This window comes from Rhizobium esperanzae (assembly GCF_014197615.1).
Classification (GTDB): Bacteria; Pseudomonadota; Alphaproteobacteria; order Rhizobiales; family Rhizobiaceae; genus Rhizobium; species Rhizobium esperanzae_A.
Map to the genome: position 1 here is coordinate 1 of NZ_JACIFY010000004.1, position 25664 is coordinate 25664.

General features: G+C 63.1%; 26 protein-coding genes. 13 read left to right on the forward strand and 13 right to left on the reverse strand.

The window, feature by feature from the left end; translation table 11 throughout:
* Positions 1-171: 171 nt before the first annotated feature.
* The 3 genes from hisG to hisS all read right to left on the reverse strand — a co-directional run bounded on the left by hisG (position 172) and on the right by hisS (position 3740).
* A complete protein-coding gene (hisG, locus tag GGD57_RS06535; protein ID WP_184468045.1) occupies positions 172-867 on the reverse strand; it encodes an ATP phosphoribosyltransferase in 696 nt (231 codons plus the stop codon).
* Positions 864-1985, reverse strand: coding sequence for an ATP phosphoribosyltransferase regulatory subunit (locus tag GGD57_RS06540; protein ID WP_184468047.1), 1122 nt, complete (start codon positions 1983-1985; stop codon positions 864-866). Before GGD57_RS06540 ends, hisG begins: the two co-directional genes overlap by 4 nt.
* A gap of 231 nt (positions 1986-2216) precedes the next feature.
* Entirely contained in the window at positions 2217-3740 is a 1524-nt protein-coding gene (hisS, locus tag GGD57_RS06545; RefSeq protein WP_184468050.1) for a histidine--tRNA ligase, read from the reverse strand.
* Between the two features lie 235 nt (positions 3741-3975).
* Here hisS and GGD57_RS06550 point away from each other — a divergent pair, with 235 nt between their 5' ends.
* From GGD57_RS06550 to copM, 3 genes are all read left to right on the forward strand, one after another.
* Positions 3976-4728: a hypothetical protein gene (locus tag GGD57_RS06550; protein ID WP_184468052.1), complete on the forward strand. Its 753-nt coding sequence runs from the start codon at positions 3976-3978 to the stop codon at positions 4726-4728.
* Between the two features lie 82 nt (positions 4729-4810).
* Complete coding sequence (locus tag GGD57_RS06555; RefSeq protein WP_184468054.1) at positions 4811-5179, forward strand: hypothetical protein; 369 nt, start codon at positions 4811-4813, stop codon at positions 5177-5179.
* A gap of 54 nt (positions 5180-5233) precedes the next feature.
* The gene (gene copM, locus GGD57_RS06560) at positions 5234-5593 is read left to right on the forward strand and encodes a CopM family metallochaperone (RefSeq protein ID WP_184468056.1); all 360 of its coding nucleotides are present in this window, start codon (positions 5234-5236) and stop codon (positions 5591-5593) included.
* 94 nt (positions 5594-5687) lie between these two features.
* On the opposite strand, the gene GGD57_RS06565 is transcribed toward copM, so the two are convergent.
* On the reverse strand, positions 5688-6737 hold the full coding sequence (locus tag GGD57_RS06565) for an aldo/keto reductase (RefSeq protein WP_184468058.1): 1050 nt from the start codon (positions 6735-6737) through the stop codon (positions 5688-5690).
* A gap of 232 nt (positions 6738-6969) precedes the next feature.
* Between GGD57_RS06565 and GGD57_RS06570 the strand changes: the two genes are divergently transcribed.
* Positions 6970-7674: an HAD family hydrolase gene (locus tag GGD57_RS06570; protein ID WP_184468060.1), complete on the forward strand. Its 705-nt coding sequence runs from the start codon at positions 6970-6972 to the stop codon at positions 7672-7674.
* Between the two features lie 17 nt (positions 7675-7691).
* On the opposite strand, the gene GGD57_RS06575 is transcribed toward GGD57_RS06570, so the two are convergent.
* Both GGD57_RS06575 and GGD57_RS06580 read right to left on the reverse strand, forming a co-directional pair.
* A complete protein-coding gene (locus GGD57_RS06575; RefSeq protein WP_184468062.1) occupies positions 7692-8195 on the reverse strand; it encodes a hypothetical protein in 504 nt (167 codons plus the stop codon).
* The gene (locus tag GGD57_RS06580) at positions 8192-8821 is read right to left on the reverse strand and encodes a DNA-3-methyladenine glycosylase I (protein ID WP_184468064.1); all 630 of its coding nucleotides are present in this window, start codon (positions 8819-8821) and stop codon (positions 8192-8194) included. Before GGD57_RS06580 ends, GGD57_RS06575 begins: the two co-directional genes overlap by 4 nt.
* A 248-nt stretch (positions 8822-9069) precedes the next feature.
* Between GGD57_RS06580 and GGD57_RS06585 the strand changes: the two genes are divergently transcribed.
* From GGD57_RS06585 to GGD57_RS06595, 3 genes are all read left to right on the forward strand, one after another.
* On the forward strand, positions 9070-9819 hold the full coding sequence (locus tag GGD57_RS06585) for a L,D-transpeptidase (protein ID WP_184468066.1): 750 nt from the start codon (positions 9070-9072) through the stop codon (positions 9817-9819).
* A 135-nt stretch (positions 9820-9954) separates the two neighbouring features.
* Positions 9955-10647, forward strand: a complete 693-nt coding sequence (locus GGD57_RS06590; RefSeq protein ID WP_097614568.1) for a L,D-transpeptidase — start codon at positions 9955-9957, stop codon at positions 10645-10647.
* A 123-nt stretch (positions 10648-10770) separates the two neighbouring features.
* Positions 10771-11445, forward strand: coding sequence for an outer membrane protein (locus GGD57_RS06595; RefSeq protein WP_085736368.1), 675 nt, complete (start codon positions 10771-10773; stop codon positions 11443-11445).
* Between the two features lie 34 nt (positions 11446-11479).
* Here the strand turns inward: GGD57_RS06595 and GGD57_RS06600 are convergent, their stop codons facing one another.
* The 4 genes from GGD57_RS06600 to GGD57_RS06615 all read right to left on the reverse strand — a co-directional run bounded on the left by GGD57_RS06600 (position 11480) and on the right by GGD57_RS06615 (position 16148).
* Positions 11480-11920: a hypothetical protein gene (locus GGD57_RS06600; RefSeq protein WP_184468068.1), complete on the reverse strand. Its 441-nt coding sequence runs from the start codon at positions 11918-11920 to the stop codon at positions 11480-11482.
* A gap of 43 nt (positions 11921-11963) precedes the next feature.
* The gene (gene glcF / locus GGD57_RS06605) at positions 11964-13274 is read right to left on the reverse strand and encodes a glycolate oxidase subunit GlcF (protein WP_184468070.1); all 1311 of its coding nucleotides are present in this window, start codon (positions 13272-13274) and stop codon (positions 11964-11966) included.
* A gap of 238 nt (positions 13275-13512) precedes the next feature.
* Positions 13513-14712, reverse strand: a complete 1200-nt coding sequence (locus GGD57_RS06610) for an FAD-binding protein (RefSeq protein WP_184468071.1) — start codon at positions 14710-14712, stop codon at positions 13513-13515.
* Positions 14709-16148, reverse strand: a complete 1440-nt coding sequence (locus tag GGD57_RS06615) for an FAD-linked oxidase C-terminal domain-containing protein (protein WP_184468073.1) — start codon at positions 16146-16148, stop codon at positions 14709-14711. The genes GGD57_RS06610 and GGD57_RS06615 overlap by 4 nt, the downstream gene beginning before the upstream one ends.
* A gap of 146 nt (positions 16149-16294) precedes the next feature.
* Between GGD57_RS06615 and GGD57_RS06620 the strand changes: the two genes are divergently transcribed.
* Positions 16295-17191 carry a LysR family transcriptional regulator gene (locus GGD57_RS06620; protein ID WP_184468075.1) on the forward strand — a complete coding sequence of 299 codons (897 nt, stop codon included), beginning with the start codon at positions 16295-16297 and terminating at the stop codon, positions 17189-17191.
* A gap of 19 nt (positions 17192-17210) precedes the next feature.
* On the opposite strand, the gene GGD57_RS06625 is transcribed toward GGD57_RS06620, so the two are convergent.
* On the reverse strand, positions 17211-18368 hold the full coding sequence (locus GGD57_RS06625) for an adenosylhomocysteinase (protein WP_184468077.1): 1158 nt from the start codon (positions 18366-18368) through the stop codon (positions 17211-17213).
* 98 nt (positions 18369-18466) lie between these two features.
* Positions 18467-19345 carry a LysR substrate-binding domain-containing protein gene (locus tag GGD57_RS06630; RefSeq protein ID WP_184468079.1) on the reverse strand — a complete coding sequence of 293 codons (879 nt, stop codon included), beginning with the start codon at positions 19343-19345 and terminating at the stop codon, positions 18467-18469.
* 265 nt (positions 19346-19610) lie between these two features.
* On the opposite strand from GGD57_RS06630, the gene GGD57_RS06635 reads away from it, so the two are divergent.
* The 5 genes from GGD57_RS06635 to GGD57_RS06655 all read left to right on the forward strand — a co-directional run bounded on the left by GGD57_RS06635 (position 19611) and on the right by GGD57_RS06655 (position 25110).
* Entirely contained in the window at positions 19611-20159 is a 549-nt protein-coding gene (locus GGD57_RS06635; RefSeq protein ID WP_184468081.1) for an NUDIX hydrolase, read from the forward strand.
* Between the two features lie 63 nt (positions 20160-20222).
* Positions 20223-21719 carry an inorganic phosphate transporter gene (locus GGD57_RS06640; RefSeq protein WP_184468083.1) on the forward strand — a complete coding sequence of 499 codons (1497 nt, stop codon included), beginning with the start codon at positions 20223-20225 and terminating at the stop codon, positions 21717-21719.
* A gap of 121 nt (positions 21720-21840) precedes the next feature.
* Positions 21841-22578, forward strand: a complete 738-nt coding sequence (locus tag GGD57_RS06645) for a 16S rRNA (uracil(1498)-N(3))-methyltransferase (RefSeq protein ID WP_184468085.1) — start codon at positions 21841-21843, stop codon at positions 22576-22578.
* Positions 22579-22725: 147 nt separating this feature from the next.
* Positions 22726-24099 (forward strand): glutamate--cysteine ligase, encoded by a 1374-nt coding sequence (locus GGD57_RS06650; protein ID WP_184468087.1) that lies wholly within the window; start codon positions 22726-22728, stop codon positions 24097-24099.
* Positions 24100-24246: 147 nt separating this feature from the next.
* A complete protein-coding gene (locus tag GGD57_RS06655; RefSeq protein WP_184468089.1) occupies positions 24247-25110 on the forward strand; it encodes a DUF937 domain-containing protein in 864 nt (287 codons plus the stop codon).
* An 89-nt stretch (positions 25111-25199) separates the two neighbouring features.
* Here GGD57_RS06655 and GGD57_RS06660 read toward each other — a convergent pair whose 3' ends face one another.
* On the reverse strand, positions 25200-25499 hold the full coding sequence (locus GGD57_RS06660) for a DUF1127 domain-containing protein (protein ID WP_184468091.1): 300 nt from the start codon (positions 25497-25499) through the stop codon (positions 25200-25202).
* Positions 25500-25664 lie beyond the last annotated feature (165 nt).

The following is a 25664-nucleotide window of genomic DNA, read 5'->3' on the forward strand; positions in this document are numbered from 1 at the left end:
TCCACGCTGCCTCCCCACGATCGGTCGCCCTCTCGCAGTTGCGCTTCTCTTCGTTCGCCATGACCAGCTTACGGTGGGACTTCCACCCACAAGAGTGCGCCCATGCTGGGCGCACAATGCGAAACCCGCCGTCATCCGACGGCGGGTTTTCTTGTGCCTTGACGGCCGGGATCAGAGGGCGGCGCGGACCGCCTCGATGATCGCCTGCACGGCGGGCTCGTCCGCATGGCTTTCCCGGCGGGCGCGCACGAGGCAGGCCTGCGAATGCAGGATGACGCCGTCCTGAAGCACCTTGAGGTGGTTGGCGCGCAGCGTCGAGCCGGTAGAGGTGATATCGACGATGATATCGGCCGAGCCGGAGGCCGGAGCGCCCTCGGTGGCGCCGAGGCTTTCGACGATGCGATAGAGTTGGATGCCGTGCTGGCTCGAAAAGAACTGCTGGGTCAGGCGCCAGTATTTGGTGGCGATGGCCAGGCGCCGGCCATGACGGGCGCGAAAATCGGCAGCGACGTCGCCGAGATCGGCCATAGTCTCGACGTCGAGCCAGATCTCCGGCACGGCGACGACGACATCGGCATGGCCGAAGCCGAGGCGGGCGCAGAATTCGACGCGTTTGTCGACTTCGGAAAAACCTTCCCGCATCAGATCCTCGCCGGTGACGCCGAAATCGACGCTGCCGTTGCCGAGTTCGCGGGAGATTTCGGAGGCCGAGAGGAAGGCGACCTCGACATCGTCCCAGCCTTCGACACGGCCGCGATAGGAGCGGTCGTTGCCAACGGCCGTGATCGGCATGCCGGCGCGTTCGAAGATCGCCGAAGCGTCATCCTTCATCCGGCCCTTGGAGGGAAGCGCGATGGTGATGGTCATGCCGCTGCCCTTTCGGTTTCGATGCGGTCGAGCCAGAAGGAGAAGCCGACAGCCGGAATGCGGTCCGTCGCACCGAGGAAGGTCAGAAGTTTATCGAAGCGGCCGCCGCCGGCCAGAACCGCGCTCGAGCCTTCCACTGTGACCTCGAAGACGAGGCCGGTGTAATAGTCGAGCGGCCGTCCGAAGGCAGCGCGGTAACCAAGACCGGAGAGATCGACACCGGCATTGGCAAGGGCCGCGACCCGTCCGTTGAAACGAGAGAGTGCGTTGCCGAGTTTCAAACCGGCCGCATCGGCGAAACCGGCAAGAGCCGCGGACGCGTTGACGAGCGGCACGTCGAGCGACAGGAACTCTTCCAGCACATGGAAGGCCGCGTCGTCGAGGCGCGTTTCGGAGAGGATCAGCTTTTCCCTAAGCCGCCGGGCGATCTCGACCGGCGAGCGGCTGGCATTGGTGGAATAACCCGTCGCCTGCATTTCCTGCTCGAGATGGGCGACCAGCGCCTGCTCGTCGCCCGAGGCGACAAGCCTGGCAATATCGTCATCCAGCCCGGTGACGAATTGCGGGCTCACCAGGCCGGCCAGCAGTGCTTCCAGCTGCGTCATGTTGCCGAAGGCGTGGATCAGGCGCTTCTGCCAGCCGAGCGGCAGGCCAAGTGCCTGGACGACCGCCTCAAACACCGCCTGATCGCCCAGCGTCACGGCTAAGCGCCGGCCCGGCAGCAGGCGGGCGAGAATGCCGGTGGCATCGCCGATCGCGCGGGCGTCGGCGCTCGGTATGTTGATATCGCCTAGATCCTCGATGCCGGCCTGGTAGAATTCATTGGCGCCGTCGCGGCGCTGGCGAAAGACCTCGCCGAGATAGGCGTAACGCTTCGGTGTGCCGGTTGCGGTTTCGATATGGCGCAGACAGACGGGGATGGTGAATTCGGGACGCAGGCAGAGGCTGGCGCCGGTTTCGCTCTCGGTCATGAAGATGCGGCGGCGAAGGTCCTCGCCGGCGATATCGAGGAAAGGCTCGGCCGGCTGGATGACGGGCGTGTCGATGCGCTCGGCGTTGCGCGCGGCAAATTCGGCCAGCAGGTCGGCGGAGAATTCGGGGAGGTTGATCAGGGGCATGCCGGGCTCCAAGCGATAAGCGAAGGGCGCGTGGGAAAGTACCCCCCTCTGCCCTGCCGGGCATCTCCCCCACAAGGGGGGAGATCGGCTGGGCGCACCGGCTTCGCTGAATATTGAGCACGCGCCAAGCGGCTTCGGCCAACTAAGGTGTTCGATCGGGGCAAGCGACCGCTTCTATCCGATCTCCCCCCTTGTGGGGGAGATGCCCGGCAGGGCAGAGGGGGGTATGCCTCAGACATCACCGCCCGCCCTCTTCCGATCCTCCGCCTGCGCGGCAAGGATCTCCCTCACCTTGGCGACGAGATCGGCTTCCGGCACCGTCTCCTGCGCCACGCGGGCTTCGCGCCAGCTGGCATTGTCCTCGATCTCGCCGGAGAGCCGCTTGCCCTCGATCAGATCCTTGATCTGCACGACACCCCCGGCGCGCTCGTCGCCGCCCTGGATGATGGCGACGGGGCAGCCGCGGCGGTCGGCATATTTCAGCTGATTGCCGAATTTCTTCCAGTTGCCCTGGAACATCTCGGCGCGGATGCCGGCGGCGCGCAGCTGCTGCGTCATCTTCTGATAACGGCCCATCGCCTCGACATCACCGTCCATGACGGTGACCAGCACCGGCTCGATGACTGCGCTGGCGCCGAGCTTGCCGAGGTTCTTCAGCGCCGTCATCAAGCGGGAGACGCCGATCGAAAAGCCGGTCGCCGGTACCGGCTGGCCCATGAAGCGGGAGACGAGACCATCATAACGGCCGCCGCCGCCGACCGAACCGAAGACGACCTTTTCGCCCTTCTCGTTGGTGACGTCGAAGGTGAGTTCGGCCTCATAGACCGGGCCGGTATAGTATTCGAGGCCGCGCACGACGGAGGGATCGATCTTGATGCGATCGGAGCCGTAACCGGCGCTCGCAACCAGCGCACCGATGAAATTCAGCTCCTCGACGCCTTCGCCACCCCGCGAGGTTCCGGCAACGAGTTCGGCCAGGCGTGCGGCGCTTTCGGCGTAGTCCTTGATACCGACGAAGAACAGCACCTTGTCGATCTGTTCCTGGTTGAGCCCGGCGCCCTTGGTGAAGTCGCCGGATTCATCCTTGCGGCCGGGACCGAGCAGCAGGGCCACACCTTCGGGACCGAACTTATCGAGCTTGTCGATGGCGCGCAGCACGTTGAGGCGCTGGCCGGCCTTGTCGTCGCCGCCGAGGCCAATCGCCTCCAGCACCCCGTCCAGGACCTTGCGGTTGTTGACGCGGATGACATAGTCGCCGCGCTTGATGCCGAGCGCTTCGAGCGTATCGGCCATCATCATGCACATTTCGGCATCGGCCTGAACACCAGGCGCACCGACCGTATCGGCATCGAACTGCATGAACTGGCGGAAGCGGCCGGGGCCCGGCTTCTCATTGCGGAAGACGTAACCGGCGCGATAGGTGCGGTAGGGAAGCTGGATCTCGTTGAAATTTTCGGCGACATGGCGGGCAAGCGGCGCCGTCAGGTCGTAGCGCAGCGACATCCATTGCTCGTCGTCGTCCTGCAGCGAGAAGACGCCCTCGTTCGGCCGGTCGCTGTCGGGCAGGAACTTGCCGAGCGCATCGGTATATTCGAACAGCGGCGTTTCCACAGGATCGAAACCATAATGCTCGTAGACTTCCCGGATCTTTGCCGTCATCTCGTTGACGGCGCGGATGTCGCCGGCCGTCCGGTCGACGAAGCCGCGCGGCAGGCGGGCCTTGAGCTTTTGCGGTTTCTTCTGTTTGTCGTTCATTTCCGGGAATTCCGCTGACTGTGACAGTGGCGGTTTCCTAACCGATCGGGCGGGGAGCGGCAAGGGCGAAGGGTCTTGATGTCTACAGCGCCGCGCGTCTTTTTCAGACGCGCAAAGGACGCTGTAGCACTTTGAACTACTGCATAATTCCTTAAATCGATTCCGATTTAAGGAATTATGCAGTGGGCCAGAATCGATTGAACGAAGAGGCATCGATCGAAATGCGGATAGTCCCATGATCACTGAAGCGCTTCTCTATGCCGCGACATTGCCTCTGACCGGCAAGCCCTATCGAAAATTCATCCGTTATTCCGTCAATCTCTGGTCGCGGGCCGGCCGCTGTGCCGCCGAATGGGCCGAGCATGAGGAGAAGAGCCGCAATGCGATCCGCATGGCTGCGGCCGATCTCCGGCAGAAGCGGACGGCCGTCGTGCTCGGTTCCGGTCTGCTGCGCGATGTGCCGATCGAGGAACTGGCGAAAAGCTTCGACACCGTCGTGCTCGTCGATCTCGTTCATCTCGCCTCGGTGCGCCTGAGGCTCGCGGCCAAGACCTATCGCAATATCAGGCTGATCGAGCGCGATCTCTCCGGCTATGACGATCTCGCCGCCGGCCGCGTGCCCGAACCGCTGGGGTTTCTGCGCTCGGTTCCCTATCTCGATTTCGTGGTGTCCGCCAATCTTTTGTCGCAAATCGGCCGCGGCGTGAAGCGGCGATATGCAGCGGAGGCGGGAATGCCTGAAGATACCGTGGAAAGGCTGATCGCGGCGCATCTCACCGGGCTTTCCGATCTGCCCTGCCGCAGCTGCCTGGTGACCGACATCGCCTATGCCGTCGTCGACCGCAACGGCCGGACGCATGAAGAGGCCGACTTGCTGCACGGCGTTTCGCCGCCGCCGGCAAGAGCGACCTGGACATGGCCGGTCGCCCCGCTCGGCGAGGAGAGCAAGGACTACAAGATCGAACACAAGGTCATTGCCGCCTGGTAAAGAGGCATGACGATGCCGTGATCGGCCGGTGTGTCACCGTCGGCCAGCTTGGCTTGCGGCCGGCATTCGCCTATAAGGTGCCATGCGCACGCTTGCTCTCATCACGATGGTCCTCGGCTGGCTGGTCTATAGCGCCATGTCCGCATGGGCAGGCTGTCCGACATGCGCCTCGATGACTGCGCCGGTCGCCGTCGAGACCGGCAGCGTGCACCATCAGATGGCCGGCATGGATATGCCCGAGGGGGCAGCCAAGACTGCTCCTCTGAAAGACCCCTGCACCACCGGCAACTCAGCGCATATGCCGCTTTGCGCCGCCTGCCTTCTGCTGCCGCCGGCGGTGACGGTCATGGACGGCGGAAAGTCCGTTTTCGGCTATCCCGCCCCGGTGCCGGTCCGCGCCCTTGACGATAATCACCCCGCCCCGCAGGCGCCCCCTCCCCGATTGTCCTGACATCACGCCCCTGCAGATTCGTAAACCTATTGTCAGACAGAGGAAGGAACTCTCATGTCTCTGAAAATCATCGCCGTTACCGCCGTGCTTACCGCCATTGCCGCCCCTGTCCTTGCCGAAGACATGCCGATGGACATGAGCAAGCCGATGGGCAGCCACGATGCGGCCAGCCACGCCTTCAGCGAGGCGAACGACAAGATGCACAAGGATATGATGATCGAGTATAGCGGCGATGCCGACAAGGATTTCGTCCGCGGCATGATCCCTCATCATCAGGGCGCGATCGATATGGCGAAGATCGAACTTCAATACGGAAAGGATCCGAAAATCCGCAAGCTCGCCGAGGCCGTGATCAAGGCGCAGGAAGCCGAGATCGCCGAGATGAACGCCTGGCTCAAGGCCCACGGCAAGTAGGCGATCGGCTCGGCACAAGGCCGAGCATGACGGAAGAGAGGTAATGAACAAACTAGGGAACGCCTGAAGGCGTTCCCTAGTGGTTCGGGCGACCTCAGTCCTTCTGCTCGAAATCCGCCGGCCGGCGGCCCGCGCCCTGCCGCGACAGCATCCAGCCAGGATATTCCGGCGCAAGGGCGCTCACCTCGTCGAGCTTTTTCAAATCGTCTTCATCGAGCTTCAGCTTGACGGCGGCGAGGTTCTGGTCGAGCTGGTCGACCCGCTTGGCGCCGATGATGACCGTCGTGACAAAAGGCTTGGCGAGGATATAGGCGAGCGCCACGGTGGCGACGCTGACGCCGTGCTTTTCGGCGACCTCGCGCATGACGGCGACGCAGGCCCAGGCCCGATCCGTGTCGACGGGCGGGAAGTCGAAACTGGCGCGGCGGCCCTCGCCGTTTCCGGGGGAGCCCGGACCGTATTTGCCGGAGAGCAGGCCGCCGGCGAGCGGCGACCAGACCATCAGGCCGAGCTTTTCCTCCTGCATCATCGGCACGATGTCGCGTTCGAGATCGCGGCCGGCGATGGAATAATAGGCCTGCACCGTCTCGAAGCGGGCAAAGCCTCGGCGTTCGGAGAGGCCGAGCGCCTTGGAAATGCGCCAGGCCTGCCAGTTGGAGACGCCGATATAACGCACGAGGCCGCGGGAAACGAGATCGTCGAAGGCGCGCAGCGTCTCCTCGATCGGCGTCACCGTATCGGTGGCGTGGATCTGGTAGAGGTCGATATGATCCGTCTGCAGGCGCTTCAGGCTCGCCTCGACGGAATCCATGATGTGACCGCGCGAGGCGCCACGGTCGTTCGGCTTGTCGCCCATGACGCCATAGACCTTGGTGGCGATGACCACGTCCTTGCGAGGCACGTCGAGGTTTTTCAGCGCCTGGCCGAGCAGCCTTTCGGACTCGCCTGATGAATAGACGTCGGCCGTGTCGATGAAATTGACGCCTGAGGCGAGCGAACGCTCGACGATCCGGTCGGCGTCATTCTGGTCGGCGCCGGCGATGGCGCCCCACATGCTGCCCTGTTTGGCTTCGCCGAAGGTCATGGTGCCCAGGCAGATTTCCGAGACGAAAAGTCCCGTATTTCCGAGTTGATTGTAACGCATGGTCGAAAAAATCCTTTGTGTCTGCCGCAAGAGGGGCTTGCGAACCGCTGAACTTCATTTTTTGATTATTGGCCTGCGCGTGACAGGCACAGCCGTGGCTGGCTGCAGGGTGAGGCAGGTTCGATGTAGTGCGGCGCCGGCGCTTTTCAACGCCGTCTCACCGTAAAGGCGATGCCCTTGTCTCGACACAGGCGACCGATAGATTACCGGCCTTATTTCAAGAGGTAAGCAGATGGCGACGGGACCACTGACCACGATCGGCTTCGATGCCGATGATACGCTTTGGCAGAACGAACAATATTACCGGCTGACGGAAGCGCATTTCACCAGGCTGCTTGCCGATTTCGCCGAAGGACCGAAGATTTCCGAGCGGCTGCTGGAGGCGGAAAAACGCAACCTTCGCCATTACGGCTTCGGCATCAAGGGCTTCACGCTGTCGATGATCGAAACGGCGATCGAGATCACCGAGGGCAAGGTGCCCTCGAGCGTGATCGCCAAGATCCTCGATACCGGCCGCGACCTCCTCTCGCATCCGGTCGAGACCCTGCCGCATGTGCGCGACACGCTGGAGGCGCTTGCCGGCAAATATCTGCTGGTGATGATCACCAAGGGCGATCTGTTCGACCAGGAGCGAAAGCTTGCCCAATCCGGGCTCGGCGATTTCTTCGATGCGATCGAGATCGTCTCCGACAAGACGGCCGTCACCTATCGGCGCATTTTCGCCAAGGTCGGCGACGGACCGGAACGGGCGATGATGGTCGGCAACTCGCTGAAATCGGACATCGTGCCGGCGATCGCCGCCGGCAGCTACGGCGTCTTCGTGCCGCATGAACTCACCTGGGTGCTGGAACATGTCGACGAACCGACGGAGGCGCCGCGCTTTCGCAAGATCGACCATCTCGGCGAATTGCGCGGGCTGATCGACCGGCTGGCATAGATCGGCCGCACGCGTCGTTACTGCTTGGCAGGCGCCTTCGGAAAGAGCGACGGGCGCTCCGGCTCGGCCGGCGGCTGCGGCTGCTGGCGGGCGGCCGCCAAGGGCTCGATCAGGATGCTGAAGGGAGCGCCGAGGCCGCGGCGCGGCGAGACCTTGGAATAGTAGGGGCGCAGCAGCCAGGTGGTATTGTCCTTGACCGTCGTCTCGAAGCTCGTGCCGTCCTCGTCGGTGCCGAAGAAGGCCTCGTCATCCGGTTTGGACAGATCGAAGATCGCCAGGAAGGCAAATTTGCTCTTCGTCGCAAAGCTGATCTTCACATGCTGGCCGGCGCGCACCGGCAGCGTGTAGACATGGCTATTGCCGAATTTCGTCCAGCCCTTGAGCTGCATGGTGACGGCGGGAAATTGCAGTTTCTCCAGCTTCTCGCCGGGATCGAGCTGCGGCGTCTGCGCCATGGCGGAGGCCGTCAGGAAAAACAGGGCAGCGGCAGTGATCAATGTTCTCACGGACAGATCTTTCATGGTCGAACCAGGACGGCGCGCATCGCCTCGACCTCGGGCCGGCAGAAGCAGCCCTCCAGATGATCGTTGACGAGACCCATCGCCTGCATGAAAGCATAAACTGTGGTCGGACCGACAAAGGTCCAGCCGCGTTTCTTCAGATCCTTCGAAATGATCACCGATGTCGGCGTCGTCGGATTGGCGACGATATGCTCGCGGTCGACCACAGCGGGCCGCTCGTTGTGACCGGGTTCGAAGCGCCAGAAATAATGGGCAAGCGAGCCGAACTCGTCTCTCAGCGCGATTGCGCGTTTGGCGTTATTGATGGTGGAGACGATCTTGCCGCGATGGCGGATGATGCCGGCATCGGCAAGGCAGCGGGCGACATCCTCTTCGCCGAAAAGGGCGACCTTTTCGAAATCGAAAGCGGCAAAGGCGGCGCGGAAATTCTCGCGCTTGCGCAGGATGGTCAGCCAGGAAAGGCCGGACTGGAACCCTTCGAGGCAGATCTTCTCGAAGAGGCGGATGTCATTGGTGACGGGGCGGCCCCATTCCTCGTCATGATAGCGGAGATAATCGGGCAGATTGGCGTGCCAGTGGCAGCGACTCCTGCCATCCTCGCCGATGATGATGCCTGTCGCGCTCATGATCCTTCATTCTGCGGGGGTCCGCTTCGTTCTCCGGTCGTGATTCCGGCTTTACCATTTGCAAACCGTCTTTCCAAACCGAACGGTAACCCTGACGAAAAGTTTATCCGATCGGTCGGCTTTTCATGAAACGATCTTTACCATTCGCTGGCGGATAGGGTGGCAGCGTCATTCCCGGGCGGAACATCTCCGTCCAGGCGGAGATCTCCCGCCAGCGCATTTTCGGTCATTTGTAGAGAGTTCGTCCGATGATGAAACAGCTTGTTCTTGCCGCAGCCCTCTTCGGCATTTTCTCCACGGCCGCCCTTGCAGACGACCGCTACGCCACCCGTCCGCCTGTTGTGCTCAGCCCCGATCTGACGGCGCCCTGGATCAACCAGCTCGGCGGCGGCACGGTTCGTCCCGTCGTCTATCAGCGGCCGGTCATCCAGCCGCAGCAGCGCGGCCTTTTCCAGCGCCGCGTCATTCGCCAGGCGCCGCAGGTGTCACCACAGACCGTGTCGGCGATCAATCCCGGCATCCCGGCGATCCGCCATCCGATCGAACCGCAATTCCTGCCGCAGATGGTCGATTACGACACCACGGAAAAGCCAGGCACGATCGTCATCGATACCAACAACCGCTTCCTCTATCTGGTGATGGCGGGCGGCAAGGCGCGGCGCTACGGCGTCGGCGTCGGCAAGCCGGGCTTCGAATGGGCGGGCGTCCACAAGATCACCCGCAAGACGGAATGGCCGGACTGGACGCCGCCTGCCGAGATGATCAGCCGCGAAGCCGCCAAGGGCCATTACCTGCCGGCGCGGATGGAAGGCGGAGAAGAAAACCCGCTCGGCGCGCGCGCCATGTATCTCGGCTCGACGCTTTACCGCATCCACGGCACCAACGCACCCTGGTCGATCGGCAGCGCCGTTTCCTCCGGCTGCATCCGCCTGCGCAACGAAGACGTCGTCGATCTCTATGACCGCGTCAGTGTCGGAACCCGCGTCATCGTCATGTAACGGTGGCGCAATTACCTCGGGAGCCGCAAGAACAAGTGGCTCCCTTCTCCAAAACTGCTTTATCCGCCGACGCCGATCTTGAATCAGGCAGAAGTTCATGTAGCTTCGGGCGGATCTGCTTGAGGGGAATCGATCATGATCAAATTGATGCCGGGTCTGGCTGCCGCCGGACTTGTCCTGTCCTTGATGTCTACATCAGCCTTGGCTGCACCCGCCGGCTCTACTCCTGACAATGCGCAGCGCCCGGCACAGGTCGTGCGTGTGGCGCAGATGCCGAAATATGTGAAGCCGGAATTCAAGCGCAAGAAAGTGCGGCTGGTGACGACGGAAGCAGCCGGCACCGTCATTATCGATACCAACAACAAGTATCTTTATCTCATCGAGGGCAACAACCGCGCCACCCGCTATGGCATCGGTGTCGGCCGCGACGGCTTCGGCTGGTCGGGGGTCGTCAAGATCGGGCGCAAGGCGGAATGGCCGGCATGGACGCCGCCGGCCGAGATGCGCCGCCGCGAAGCCGCCAAGGGCCACATCATTCCCGCCTATCAGGAAGGCGGCGAGGACAATCCGCTCGGCGCGCGCGCCATGTATCTCTACCAGGGCGGCCGCGACACGATTTTCCGCATCCACGGCACCAACCAGCCCTGGACGATCGGCCTCAACATGTCCTCCGGCTGCATCCGGATGATGAATGAGGATGTGACGCATCTTTACGATCGCGCGCCTGTCGGCACCAAGGTGATCGTTATCGGCCCCGGCAACAAGCAGGGCAAGGTCGCGTTCGAGGACCGCGGCATCGACGTGCTGCGCACGCTTTTCGGCGGCTGAGCAACACTTTAGAAAAAAATGAAAGGCGCTCTTTGATGCGCCTTTTATTTTTCTTAGACATTGCGGCGGAAAGCTGGCACATCTGCCGCAAGGTCGACTCATTTGCAATATCGGGGCTATTCAATGACATATGCGCTGCGTTCCTCAGCTTCCCTGCTTGCGGGCATCGCGTTTTTCACGATCTGTTCGGCAGCCTCCGCCTCGGCGGAAGACCTGCAATTCTCCATCTACGGCGGCTATCAGACGGCGCCGCACAGCGGCGTCGATCTTTCCGACGGCACGCATTTCACCGCCGGCTGGGAAGGCAAGTCCTTCGGCAGCCCGCCTTACTACGGCGGCCGCGTGACCTGGTGGCTGGAGAATTTCAACAAGCCGAACTGGGGTATTTCGCTCGATTATACCCATGACAAGGTCTATGCCGACGACGATACGCTGGCCAAGACCGGCTGGTCGCATTTCGAATTCACCGACGGCCTGAACCTGCTCACCGTGAACGGGCTCTACCGCTTCCAGGATCCGGCTCGCCGCTGGACCCCCTATCTCGGCGCCGGTATCGGCGTGAATATTCCGCATGTCGAAGTGATTCGCCCTGAAGGCAAGACCTGGGCCTATGAATTCGGCGGCGTGACGCTGCAGGCTCAGGCCGGTGTCGATTTCAAGGTGACCGATCGCTGGTCGACCTTCGTCGAATATAAGGGCACCTATTCGCGCGTCGACGTTCCGATCGACAGCGGCGTGGACCTGAAGACCAACATCTTCACCAATGCCGTCAATGTCGGCGTGTCATTCCACTGGTAATCGCCACTGGTAATCGAGAATTCCGGCTGCGGCGCTATTTGGTGCCGCAGCTGACCTTGCCCTCGGCGGCATAGGGTTTGTCCCCGCCTTCGATCTTCAGGGCATAGGTGCCGGTGAAATTTGCAGCCGGCTTGCCGCGTTCGCCGGCAACCACCACCAGATCCAGCGTTGCACCGCCGGTGTCGTCCTCGCCGCCGTCGACGACCTCAAGCAGCAGCTCGCCGTCACGCGACCAATGGTTGGTCAGGTGCTGCGATTCGAACACGCGCTTTCCGAACACGCTCGCTTGCGCCTGATCCTTGACGACAAGCGCGCCGCGGAAATGGTTGAGCTTGTGGCCGGCATCGCTGGCGAAACCGCTTTCGAGCGTGAAGCGCGCCTGCGCGTCATCGGCGGAACAGAAATAGCGGCTATCGGCATGGGCAGCGCCCGCCGCACCGAGCAGCCCCGCAAGTACAGTCATTCCCCGCCACATCGTCTAAAACTCCCGAGACCGGCCCGACGGGCCTTCGCAAGCTTCAGCCTAGCGGCAAACCTGTTAATTTTTCCGGCACAGCGCCGCCGTAAGCCCAATCGAGCAGCTCGACCGTATGCAGGATCGGTATGCCGGTGCCGGTGGCGATCTGGGTGATGCAGCCGATATTGCCGGTGGCGATGATATCGGCCTTGGTGGCCTCGATGTTCTTGACCTTACGCGCCTTCAACGCTGCCGAGATCTCCGGCTGCATGATGTTGTAGGTGCCGGCCGAGCCGCAGCAAAGATGGCCTTCGGCGGGATCGCCCACGGTAAAACCCGCCGCTTTCAGCAATTGCTTCGGCGCGAGCGTGATGCGCTGGCCGTGCTGCATCGAACAGGCGGAGTGATAGGCGACCGTGATGCCTCTCGGCATATGCGCCGGCAGATCGAGGGTCGCCAGATATTCGGTGATGTCCCTGGCAAGCGCCGAGACCCTGGCGGCCTTTGCCGCATAGGCGGGATCGAGGCGCAGCATATGGCCGTAATCCTTGATCGTCGTGCCGCAGCCGGAGGCGGTGATGATGATCGCATCGAGCCCCTGCCCGTCGATCTCGCGCGTCCAGATATCGACATTGGCCCGCGCACTGGCGAGCGCCTGTTCGGCGCGTCCCATGTGATGAACCAGCGAACCGCAGCAGACCTCGCCCTCCGGCAGCACGACCTCGACGCCGAGCCGCGTCAGCAGCCGGATCGCCGCCGCGTTGATGCCGGGGGCGAGCACCGGCTGGGCACAGCCGGAAAGGATCGCCACCCGGCCGCGCCGTTCCGTCTCGGGCTTGTAGATGCCGGGTTTTGCGAAGGCCGAAGCTGCGGGCACACGGCGCGGCGCAAGCGCCAGCATGGCGGCGAAGGGTTTCAGCGCGCTCCCGCGCATCAGGCCGGCAAAGGGCCGGCCGAGGCGGGCGAGATTAAGCGCCAGGCGGAAACGGCCGGGATAGGGCAGCACGGCGGCAAGAATGGCGCGCGTCAGCCTGTTCATCAGCGGGCGCCGGTAGGTCTTTTCGATATGGGCGCGGGCGTGATCGACCAGATGCATGTAGTCGACGCCGGAGGGACAGGTGGTGACGCAGGCAAGGCAGGAAAGACAGCGGTCGATATGGGTGACGACTTCGGCATCGGCGGGCCGGCCGTTTTCCAGCATGTCCTTGATCAGGTAGATGCGGCCGCGCGGGCTGTCGAGCTCATTGCCAAGGGTGACATAGGTGGGACAGGTGGCGGTGCAGAAACCGCAATGGACACACTTGCGCAGAATCTGTTCGGATTCGGCGACGTGCGGGTCGGCGAGCTGGGCGGGGGTGAAATTGGTTTGCATCTAGCGGGGCCTCCGCTTTGCGGGCGCTGTGCCTGGGGCACCCCCCTCTGTCCTGCCGGACATCTCCCCCACAAGGGGGGAGATTGGATGGAGGCGATGGCTTCCCCAAACAACTAAGGCACGATGACTCCAGTACAGTAGATGGGGAGCAGTGATCCAACCTCTTGCCGATCTCCCCCCTTGTGGGGGAGATGTCCGGCAGGACAGAGGGGGGTGACCCGCGCGCAAACTCATCTTCTCACCCCATCTTCCCCGGATTAAAAATCCCGGCCGGATCGAATTTCTCCTTCACTCGCCGCGACAGCATCGCCACCGCCTCGGGCTCCGGATGAAACGCCGCAATTGCCGCCCTCGCCGCCTCAGACGCGCGGATCAGCGTCGCATGGCCGCCGCCGAGCGCCTTGATGAAACGGCGGACCAGTTCGGCTTCGGGGCTGGCCTCCATCCGCATCCAGACGAGGCCGCCCTGCCAATCGTAAAAGGCGTCGACGCCGGCTTCCAGACGCAGCGCTGCGACCAGCTGATGGCCGGTGCCGGGGGCGACCGAGACGCGCCAGACCGGCCGCGCCGTGCCATCGGCATAAGGCAGCACGTCACGGATTTCCTGCCAGAGCCTGCGGCTTTCCGGCTGCTGCAGCCGCGTGACCGTCGCAAAGGTCGACATCGCAGCCACCAGCTTTTCCACGCGCACCTCGACCGAGCCGGCCAGGCCCTCGATGCGCAGAACCGTCGCCTCGCCCTCGGGCAATTTGCCACCGAGAAATTTCCACGTCACCGTCAGCGGCAGGTGGGCGGCTCCGGACACTTCGACCGGCAGCGCCATCGCTGCCGCCATGGCCTTTGCCGCCTCGGCGTCGTTGAGGCCGGATAGAACAACCGTCTGTTCCGTCTTCGCAGACGGCGGCACGCGAAAGGTGACTTCGGTGAGAAAACCCAGCGTGCCGTGCGAACCGGCGATCAGCTTGACGAGATCGAGGCCGGTGACGTTCTTCATCACCCGGCCGCCGGCCTTGATGATCTCGCCCCTGCCGTTGATGAAACGCACACCGAGCAGGCTGTCGCGGGCGGCGCCGGAGACGAGGCGGCGCGGCCCGGAGACATTGGCCGCGAAGACGCCGCCAATGGTCGGCTCGCCCGATGTGCCCATGACCGGGCGATGATCCATCGGCTCGAAGGCGAGCATCTGGCCGCTGCCCGACAGTGCTGCCTCGACCTCGGCCAGCGGCGTGCCGGATCGGGCAGTCATCACCATTTCACCGGGATTATAGGCGACGATGCCGGCAAGCCCGGTCGAGCGCAACCGGTCTTCGGCGGCTACGGCATTGCCGAAACCCGAGCGGGTATCGCCGCCGCAGATCGCGAGCGGCCGGCCTGTCTGCGCATGGGCGCGAACGATTGCCGCCGCCTCTTCCTCGCTTGAAGGCATCAGATCGATCATGCGGCGGGGCGCCCTTCGAGCGGGAAGACCTTCGACGGGTTGAGGATCCAGCCGGGATCGAAGGCGGCGCGCGCCGCCATCTGCTGGGCAAGATCGGCGTCGGAATATTGGTGCCGCATCAGGTCGCGCTTCTCGATGCCGACGCCGTGTTCGCCGGTGAGGCAGCCGCCGGCATCGACGCAAAGCTTCAGGATATCGTTGCCGGCGGCTTCGGCGCGGGCGGCATCTTCCGGATCATTGGCGTTGAAGAGGATCAGCGGATGCATATTGCCGTCGCCGGCATGGAAGACGTTGGCAACCCGCAGGCCGTAATGATCGACGATCTCGGCGGTTCTCTTCAGTACGTGCGACAGCTGGCTGAGCGGCACGGTGCCGTCCATGCAGATATAGTCGGCGATGCGGCCGGTGGCGCCGAAGGCGGATTTGCGGCCCTTCCAGATCAAGGCTGCCTCGGTCGCCGACTGGCATTCGCGCACGGTCTTGACGGCGTGTCGGCGGGCGATCTCGACGATATCCTTCAGCGTGGCGTCCATCTCAGCTTCCGAACCCTCGACCTCGACGATCAGCAGCGCCCCGACATCAAGGGGATAACCGGCATGGGCAAAGGCTTCGCAGATCTCGATGGCCGGCTTGTCCATGAATTCGATCGCAACCGGGACGATGCCGGCGGCGATGACATCGGCAACGCAGGCGCCGGCCTCTTCGGAAGTTTCGAAGCCGAAGAGCACGGGGCGCGCGCCTTCCGGCTTGGCGATCAGCCGCACCGTCGCCTCGGTGACGATGCCGAGCTGGCCTTCATGGCCGCAGACGAGGCCGAGCAGGTCATAACCCGCCGCATCCAGCGCCTTGCCGCCGAGTTCGATCACCGTACCGTCGACCAGCACCATGCGGACGCCGAGCAGATTGTTGGTGGTGACACCATATTTCAGGCAGTGGGCGCCGCCGGAATTCATGCCGATATTGCCGCCAATGGTGCAGGCAAGCTGCGAGCTCGGATCGGGGGCATAGAAAAATCCGTCCGCAGAGACGGATTCGGAGATATTGAGATTGGTGACGCCGGCCTGAACCACGGCTGCCCGGTTCGGCAGATCGATTTCGAGGATGCGGTTCATCTTCGACAGGCCGAGCACGACGGCATCTTCCTGCGGTATGGCGCCGCCGGAGAGCGACGTCCCGGCGCCGCGCGGCACGACGGGAATGCCGTAACGGTGGCAGTAACGCATGATGGCCGAGACCTCAGCGGTGGTGCGCGGCAGGGCGACGGCGAGCGGCAGGCGGCGGTAGGACACGAAGGCGTCGGTCTCGAACGGCACCAGTTCGCGCGCCTCATGCACCAGGCATTCCGACGGCAGAAGATCGGTCAGATCGGCGACGATCTGGGCTCGACGCGCCAGGACGTCGGCGCGGGGGGCGAGAAACGAAATGGCGTCGGACATGGCGTTCTCCCTAGCCCTGACGACGGGAAAATGACAGCGGAAATCGGCGGAAACCTCCCGCCGCCACTCAGTCGGCTTAGCACTTTCCCGAAAGCGGCGCAAATGCTAAGCACTTATGCCAAAAGAGGAAAAAGTCGCAGAACCGCATGACCAATCTGGGTGATCTCGAAATCTTTGCCAAGGTCGTTTCGACGGGCAGCATGTCGCTTGCCGGGCGCGCGCTCGGCTTTTCCCCCGCCGTCGTCTCCAAGCGGATCAAACGGCTGGAGGACCGGCTCGGCACCCGGCTGTTGCAGCGCACGACGCGGCAGATCTCGCTGACGGAAGCCGGACAGGGTTTCTACGACCGCGTTCTCGGCATTCTCGCAGGGTTGGAGGAGGCGGAATTCTATATTGCGGGCCGCTCGGCGCAGATGCACGGTACGCTGAAGATCTCCGCGCCGACCTCCTTCGGCCGCATGCATATCGCCCCGCATCTGAAGGATTTCATGGAGGCGCATCCGGAGCTGGCGATCAACCTGGTGCTGACGGACGAATTCAGCGACATCGTCGGCGGCGGCTTCGATCTGGCGATCCGCATCGCCGAGCTCACCGATTCGAGCCTCGTCGCCCGCCGGCTGGCGCCGGTGCGCCGGCTGCTCTGCGCCTCGCCGGATTATCTGGCGGCGCATGGCAGGCCGAGAGATATCGAGGATCTGAAACACCACCGCTGCCTGCCGGCGCACAATAACGACACCTGGCGGCTGAACGGGCCGGACGGGCCGCTCAGCCTGCGGCCGGAAGGCATGCTGGTCACCAATTCCAGCGAGGTGATCCGCGAGGCAGTCATCGCCGGCCTCGGGATCGCGCTGCGCTCCACCTGGGATATCGGCGAAGAGCTCAAGGCCGGCCGGCTGGTGCAGGTGCTGCCGGCCTATGAAGGCTCGCCCAATGTCGCGCTGTCGGTCGTCTATCCCAGCCGGCAGTTCCTGCCGGCCAAGGTGCGGCTGTTCATCGACTATCTCACCGAGCTGTACGGACCCGTTCCCTATTGGGAGCGCTAGAGACGTCGCCGGCCAAGGCTCAGCGCGCCAATTCGAGATAGGCGCTCGCCACCATCGCATCGATATCCCTGGGCACAGGCACGATGCAGGAATGGGGACCGGCCTCGCCTTTGGCGATGCGCTCGAGACAGCGGGCTTGCAGGGTGAAGCCGAGATCCATCGATTCGACGCTGTTGCCGAGCGGCCTCGGGCCGGCGAGATTGGCCATGTGGCCGCCGCCGAGCACATGAAAGGAGCGGCCGTCGCTCAGATGGAAGGTCTCGATATGATCGGCCTCGTAGCGCTCGATGGCCGTGACATCGGGATGGCGGCGGAAGGCTTCGACATCGATCTCCTGCGGGAAATGGCCGCCATTCATCAGGATCGCGCCGTCCTTCAAAAGCGGCAGGTCGGCTGCCGTGACGATATCGGCAAAACCGGTGACGGTGACGAGAATATCGGCCGAGCGGATCGCCGCCTCGCGCAGCGGCGTCGCGAACCCGTCGAGATGCGCTTCGAGCGCCGTGACCGGATCGATATCGACGACGCTGACGGTCGAAAAGGCATTGCGGAAACAGGCGGCGGCGCCCTTGCCGCAGGCGCCGTAACCGAAGACCGTTACGCGTTTGCCGTTGGTCGAGCGGTTGGTGAAGCGCAGATAGCTTTCGAACAGGCTCTGGCCGACGGCATGCCTGTTTTCGGCGAACTGCTTGATCGGGCTGTCATTGATGACGAGGATCGGTATTTTAAGGCGCTCGCGCAGCGGCAGCAGGCGGGTGCGGCCCGAGGTGGTTTCCTCGGTGCCGCCGCGCAGGTTGGCATAGGGCTTTTCCGCCGCGATCGCGAACAGATCGCCGCCATTGTCGAGCAGCAGGTCCGGCCTTTCTGCGATGACGGTCTTGAGGCTCTGATGATGGGCGGCAGGATCGGTCGTCTGCGTGGCGAAGACCGTAATGCCCTCAGAGCGAAGGAACTCGACCGTCGACGGCTGGGTGCTGTTGAGATTGCCGGTGCAGACGAGACGCGCGCCGCCGGCGCGCAGCGTCATCAAGAGCGCCGCCGTCTTCGGCTCGAGATGGATGCCGGTGCCGATCGACAGGCCCTCGAAAGGACGCGTCTGCTCGAATTCGGCAGCCGTCGCCTTCAGCAAGCGGCAGCTGTCGCCGATCCAGTCGATGCGAGTTGCGGTCTTTTCCATCATCTCTTCCCTGTTGCCGTCGTTGCACCGTTTTTAGCGGAGCAGCGAGCCCACGAATATGGAAGTAATTCTGGCAAAGGAGCAGAAAATCTGCCCTTTCAAGTCCCGGTCCCGCAACGAAGCAGCCAGGCGGCCAGCGCCGCAAAGGCCGGCCGTTTGGCATCCGGCGTCCGGCAGCAGAGGCGGTAGCCCGACGGCCGGGCAATGAAGCCGTAGGGCGCCAGCAGATGCCCGCGCTGAAGATCGTCTTCGATCGAGGCGCGCGGCGCCAGAGCAACGCCAAGCCCGGAGCGGGCAGCTCCGAGCGCCAGCAGCAGATCCTCGAATTCCTGGGTGCGGGAAAAGGCGACCGGGGGCGTGCCGCTTTCGGCAAACCATTCGTCCCAGAGCTTCGGAGCACTGCGGCTGACGAGCATCGTCAGGGCGCCCATCGCCTCGGGATCGGCCGAGAGCGTCGCGGCAAGCGCGGCTGTCACGACCGGGCCGAATTCGTCTTCCATGAAACGCAGGGCGGTCATGCCTGCGGCCGGCCGATATTCGCCGCCCATGATCAGAGCGTCCAGTTCCGGGTGGGTCTGCAGCGGCTCGACTACGGTCATCGGCACGATGTCGACCACCGTATCTCCAAGGCTTGCCTGCATGTCCGCCACGCGCGGCATCAACCACCAGACCGCGAAGGCGGAGGGCACGCCGAGCCGGATGCGGCCCGGCACGATGCCTTCGAGTTCCAAAGCGGCGCGTTGCAGAATATCGAAGGCGGTGCCTGCAGCGACGGCAAAGGCGCTCGCCTGCACGGTCGGGACCAGCCTGCGGCCGTCACGCGTGAAGAGCTTGCGCCCGACATGATTCTCCAGCGTAGCGATCTGCTGGCGCACGGCGCCGCGCACCACATTCAGCTCTTCGGCGGCCTTCATGATGCTGCCGTGACGGCAGACGGCCTCGAAGGCGCGGATGGCGTTGAGTGGTGGAAGACGCATGATTACCACAAGCACAAATGATAGTGGATCACTTGATCTTGCCATTGAATGAAAGGCAAGTCCGCGCCATATTGTACACCTGTGCAATGTGGCGCATTCGAGACAGAGCATGACGGAATTTCCGAACCTGTCCGGCCTCGATTCCCCTATGTACGGCAATCGAATCGCGTTCGGATCGTCCCGTCGCTCTTTTGGATTGTGTAGGCTTTTCGTGATACACGTATATGAGTGATTCCTAACGACCCTTTGGAAGGTGACCCGACAATTGACTCTTCTCGCCCGATTGGCATCCGATGTGCAACTGATGTTCCGGCGTCCGCCGCGACAGCAATATGGTGCGATCTGCTACCGGGTGAAAAAGAAGAGCGGTGACGTCGAGGTGCTTTTGATGACGAGCCGCGATACCGGCCGCTGGGTCATTCCCAAGGGCTGGCCGATGACGGGCAAGTGCGCTCATGAGGTCGCCGCACAGGAAGCCCTTGAGGAAGCCGGCGTCCGCGGCGTGGTCGAGAAGGAGACCCTCGGCGCTTACAGCTATTCGAAAGTGCTGCGCGACGGCGTGCAGGTGGTCTGCAAGGTGCAGGTCTATGCGCTCGAAGTCAGCGACATAGCGAAGAACTTCAAGGAAAAGGGCGAACGCACCATCGAATGGGTCTCGTTCGATGAGGCGGCCGGACGCGTGCGCGAACCGGAGCTTCGTGGCCTGCTGCTCGCCTTCAAGCGGGTGATGACGGAAAGACTTGCGTCCCCAGGGGCCAAACAGGTCCCGGAGGCCAAGCAGATTTCGGCGGCCAAACAGATTTCGGCGAAATGAATCCTGCCATCTTGCTGTGCTAGAAAAGCAGCCTAGAAGCAGATTTCATATCCCGGAAAACGAATGCCGCCACGTCCCACAGTCCTCACGAAACGCACGCTCGACAAGGATCTCGACAAGATCACCCATGCCGAGGACGCGGCAAAGCATGTCCTGCGGCTGCTGGTGGCGCCCGGTCTCGGCTTGATCTTCGTCGGTCTGGCGATGTTATTTGCCGGCGTCTATGTGTTCGACCAGCCGGGAGCGGTGCTCGTCGTGGCGGCGGCGGCCCTTGCCGGCTATATGGCAATGAACATCGGCGCCAATGATGTGACCAACAATGTCGGCGCGGCCGTCGGCGCCCGCGCCATGACGATGGGCCAGGCGCTGGTCATCGCAGCAATTTTCGAGGTTCTCGGCGCCACGATCGCCGGTGGTGAAGTCGTCAGGACGATTTCCTCGAATATCGTCGACACCGTCCGGGTGCCGCAGGCCTTGCTCGGCTGGATCATGATGGCGGCGCTGATGGCGGCAGCCCTCTGGATCAACCTCGCCACCTGGATGAACGCGCCGGTTTCCACCACCCATGCGATCGTCGGGGCAGTGATCGGCGCCGGCATCGCAGCCGTCGGGCCGGAGCCGGTGAACTGGCAGGTGATGGCGGAAATCACCTCGAGCTGGATCACCTCGCCGCTGATCGGCGGGCTGATCGCGGCCGGGCTGCTTTATCTCGTCAAGACGCTGATCATTTACCGCGACGACAAGATCGCGGCAGCCGAGCGCTGGGTGCCGGTGCTGGTGGCGGTCATGGCCGGCGGCTTCACGGCCTATATGGTGCTGCAGCTGTCGCCCACGGGCAAATTTCCGGCCTTCACCGTCATCCTCATCGGCATCGGCAGCGGGCTGGTCAGCTGGCTTGCCGCCCGGCCGCTCGTTCTTGCCCAGGCGCGGGCCCTTGAAAACCGCAACAGTTCGCTGCGGGTGCTGTTCCGGCTGCCGCTCATCGGCTCTGCGGCGCTGCTTTCCTTCGCGCATGGCGCAAACGACGTTTCGAACGCGGTCGGGCCGCTTTCGGCGATCGTCCATTCGGTCGGCATCGGCGGCGACGGCCTGGGGCATCCGCCGCTCTGGGTGATGCTGATTGGCGCCTTCGGCATCTCCGTCGGCCTGCTGCTGTTCGGCCCGCGCCTGATCCGTCTCGTCGGCGAGGAAATCACCAAGCTCAACCCGATGCGCGCCTATTGCGTGGCGCTGTCGACCGCCTTCACCGTCATCGTCGCTTCGTGGCTCGGCCTGCCGGTCAGCACCACGCATATCGCCGTCGGCTCCGTCTTCGGCGTCGGCTTCTTCCGCGAATGGTATACGCGCCACTCGACGCGCCGTATCGCCTATATCAGGCGCAAGACGGAAAGCTTCGATCTCGAGGAGCCGGAGGAGCCGAATGTTCACGAGAGGCGGCGGCGCTATCTGGTGCGCCGCTCGCATTTCATGACCATCGTCGCCGCCTGGATCATCACCGTGCCGGTTTCGGCAGCGCTTGCGGCAATGATTTATTGGGCTATGTTCGCGCTCTTCGTCTGAAACCTAAAGCACGTCGCATCAAACTTGATTCATGTGACGTGCTTTAGGTCTCTGTTTCACGCATGTTGTTGTCGCAAAACCGCTGCACACTTTTGCGCAACATGCTTTAAGAGTTTTTCGAATGCGCGCCAATTTCCGCATGCAACGGCTTTTCGTCGACGCGCCGCTTTCTGCCGGCGCCGCCATCGAGGCGAGCGCCGACCAGTTCAACTATCTCGCCAATGTGCTGAGGATGGAGGCCGGCGCAGAGATCCTGCTCTTCAATGGCCGTGACGGTGAGTGGAAGGCGACCCTCAGCTTCCCCACGCGCAAGCGCATCCAGCTGACGGCCACCGAAGAGACGCGGCCGCAGCCCGCACCTTGCGACCTGCATTATCTCTTCGCGCCGCTAAAGGTCGGCCGCCTGGATTATCTCGTGCAGAAGGCGGTCGAAATGGGCGCGGGCCTGCTGCAGCCCGTCATGACCCAGCACGTGCAGGGCAAGATCACCAATCTCGACAAGCTGCGCGCCAATGTCGTCGAGGCGGCGGAGCAATGCGGCATTCTCGGCATTCCCGAGGTGGCCGAGCCGGTGCGGCTTTCCGACCTGCTCGACCGCTGGCCGACGGAGCGCCGCATCATCTATTGCGACGAGGGCGATGCCGGGCAGAACCCGCTGCCGGTGCTGTCGGCGATCAGGGAAAGGCATCTGGCTTTGCTGGTCGGGCCGGAAGGCGGCTTTTCCGAAGAGGAACGGGCACGGCTTCGAAGGCTCGATTTCGTCACCGCCATTCCGCTCGGACCGCGCATCCTCAGGGCCGATACGGCAGCGGTTGCAGCGCTGGCGGTGGTCCAGGCGGCGATCGGCGACTGGCGCTGACGGCGAAAACGGGTGGACATGGAAATCGCTGCTATTTTTTTGATGCGTCATTGAAAGAATTTCACTTGCAACATACGTGGCTTGGGTCCTAATCACCCTTCCAGATGCCCCGCCCCCTGGGCGCCTTTTCGAATACAGGTACCCCGCATGGCCCGCGACACCACCGACCAGACACCGCTCTCTTCGGTTCAGGATCTGACCGATTACATCGCCGCCGGCAACAAGCCGCGGGAGCGCTTCCGGATCGGCACCGAACACGAGAAATTCGCCTTCTTCCGCGCCGACAACAGCCCGGTTCCCTATTTCGGCGACGCCAGCATTTCGGCCCTGCTCACCGGTCTGCAGGCGAAAAGCGGCTGGGAGCCGATCATGGACGGCGGCAATATCATCGGCCTTGCCGAGCAGAGCGGCATGGGGGCGATCTCGATCGAGCCGGGCGGCCAGTTCGAACTCTCCGGCGCACCGTTGGAAACGCTGCACGAGACCTGCCGGGAATCGAACCAGCACCTGGCGACGCTGCGTGAGATCGCCGAGCCGATGGGCATCCGCTTCCTCGGCATCGGCGGCAGCCCGAAATGGACCTATGCCGAAACCCCACAAATGCCGAAATCGCGCTACGAGATCATGACCCGCTACATGCCGAAGGTCGGCAGCCAGGGTCTCGACATGATGTACCGCACCTGCACGATCCAGGTGAATCTCGATTTCTCCTCGGAAGCCGACATGCGCCGGAAGATGCGCGTCTCGATGAAGCTGCAATCGCTGGCGACCGCCCTGTTTGCATCCTCGCCCTTCACCGAGGGCAAGCCGAACGGGCTGCTTTCCTGGCGTGGCGATATCTGGCGCGATGTCGACAACCAGCGCTCAGGGCTGCTCGATTTCACCTTCCGCGACGATTTCGGCTTCCGCGACTATGCCGAATGGGCGCTCGACGTGCCGATGTATTTCATCGTCCGGGACGGGCACTATCACGACTGTACCCATGTCACCTTCCGCCAGTTTATGAACGGCGCGTTGAAGGGCGAGGTCGCAGATCCCGCGCCGACAATGGGGGACTGGACGAACCATCTTTCCACGCTCTTCCCGGACGTGCGGATGAAGCGTTTCCTCGAAATGCGCGGCGCCGACGGCGGCCCGTGGCGGCGCATCTGTGCGTTGCCGGCCTTCTGGGTCGGCCTGCTCTACGACGACGCAGCGCTTGAGGCCGCCGACGAGCTGACCAAAGATTGGACCTTTGCCGAGGTCGGCGCCCTGCGCAATGCCGTTCCGGCAGGAGGGCTGAAGGCGGTGTTTCGCGGGCATGCGCTGCTCGATGTGGCGCGCGAGGTGGTCGCCATATCGAAAGCCGGGCTCAAGGCGCGCGGCCGGCTGAACCGCGAAGGCCAGGACGAGAGCATCTTCCTGGCGCCGCTCGACGAAGTGCTCGCCAAGAAGGCGACACTCGCCGAGGATCTGCTGTCGCTTTATCACGGCCGCTGGAACGGCTCCGTCGAACCGGTCTTCGAGGACTATCAGTACTGAGCCTGCCCGGGCTGTCTCCCGCCCGGAAAACCGCTCGGCGCTTTCGCTGGCTTTGCTTTAAGTTCTTATGGCAAAAAGCCGTTTGCACATTACCATTTCCGGATATAGTGGCGTGACACGCGTCACGACTCGGGGAAAGGGACCTCCATGCTGCCACTCTTCGACATGATGATGCAGGCGCAGAACGGCGCGGCGATGGAAGCGATCGCCCGGCAGTTCAATCTGGCGCAGGAACAGGCGACCAAGGCGATGGCGGCGTTGATGCCGGCTTTTTCCGCCGGCCTGAAACGCAGCACCAGCAATCCTTATGATTTTGTCGGCCTGATGCAGGCCGTCTCCTCCGGCAATTACGCGCGTTATTTCGAGGATATGAGCCGGGCTTTCACGCCGGAGGGCATTTCCGACGGCAACAACATCCTCGCCCAGCTTTTCGGCTCGAAGGAAGTTTCGCGCGCAGTCGCCGCCCAGGCGGCACAGATGACCGGGATCGGCCAGGATATCTACCAGCGGATGCTGCCGGTGCTGGCCGATACGCTGATGGGCGGGCTCTTCAAGCAGACGACCGGCCAGATGGCCGCCCCGGTCAACCCCTTCGTCAACACGGCGATGGGCGAAACCATCCAGAAATGGCTTGAGAGCACTGGCTTCGCGCCGAAACCGAAGACGGCCCCTGAGCCCAGCATCTTCGACAATCCCTTCACGCAGGCGATGCAGCAGATGTTTTCGCTGCCGAAGGCTCAACCGGCGCCTCAGCCGAACCCCTTCCTCGACAACCCCTTCGCCAAGGCCTTCCAGGAGATGATGGGTGGGCTCGGCCAGCAGGCCGCCCAGCCGGCAAGCAAGACGCCCGAGGCGCCGAAGGAAGAGGCGAAGGTTACTGCCGACAGCTATGGCGAGATGCTGAACGCCATGTTCGACAGCGGACTGGAAGTGCAGAAGACCTACCAGAGGAACCTGGAGGCGATCTTCGAGACGTATCGGCCGAAGCCCTCCCCCGGCACCAAGGCATAAAAAAACCCGGAGATGGCTTTGGGAAAAGCCGATCACCGGGTCAAGCGGCAGGGCTATTGGCTATCACCCTGCGGGGAAACTCGACGCTCCTACTCCGGGTAGGAACGGAAAAGCTGCAGGCGCCAGCGATTGCGCGCCGAACGCGTCAGATGTTCCGACGGGTCCTCGAAAAAGGTCGACGCCACGAACGCGGAGGTCAGATCGGCCCTGGTGAGGCCGATATCCCTCAGCTGACTGTCGTTCAGATCGTGCAGCGCGTTGATCTCCATGCGATTGCGGAACATCCGAAAGAGAGAGGCCAACGGTGCGAAACCTGCCGCCAGACGCTGGGAAAACGTCCGGGTCGGCTTGCCGCAGTCGAGTTCGAGTGTCTGTTCTGTCATGCGCATTGAACTCTCCTTTCTGTACAGTGCCGCACGTCTTTTCAGACGGGTGAAGGGCGCTGTAACGTTTTAGATCGGCGCGCAACGCAACCCACCCCTCCCGCGAGGTCATGCGGGAAGGAGCAAGCTGAATTCCGCTTGGACAGGCAGGGTGTCTGTCCTTCACATTGC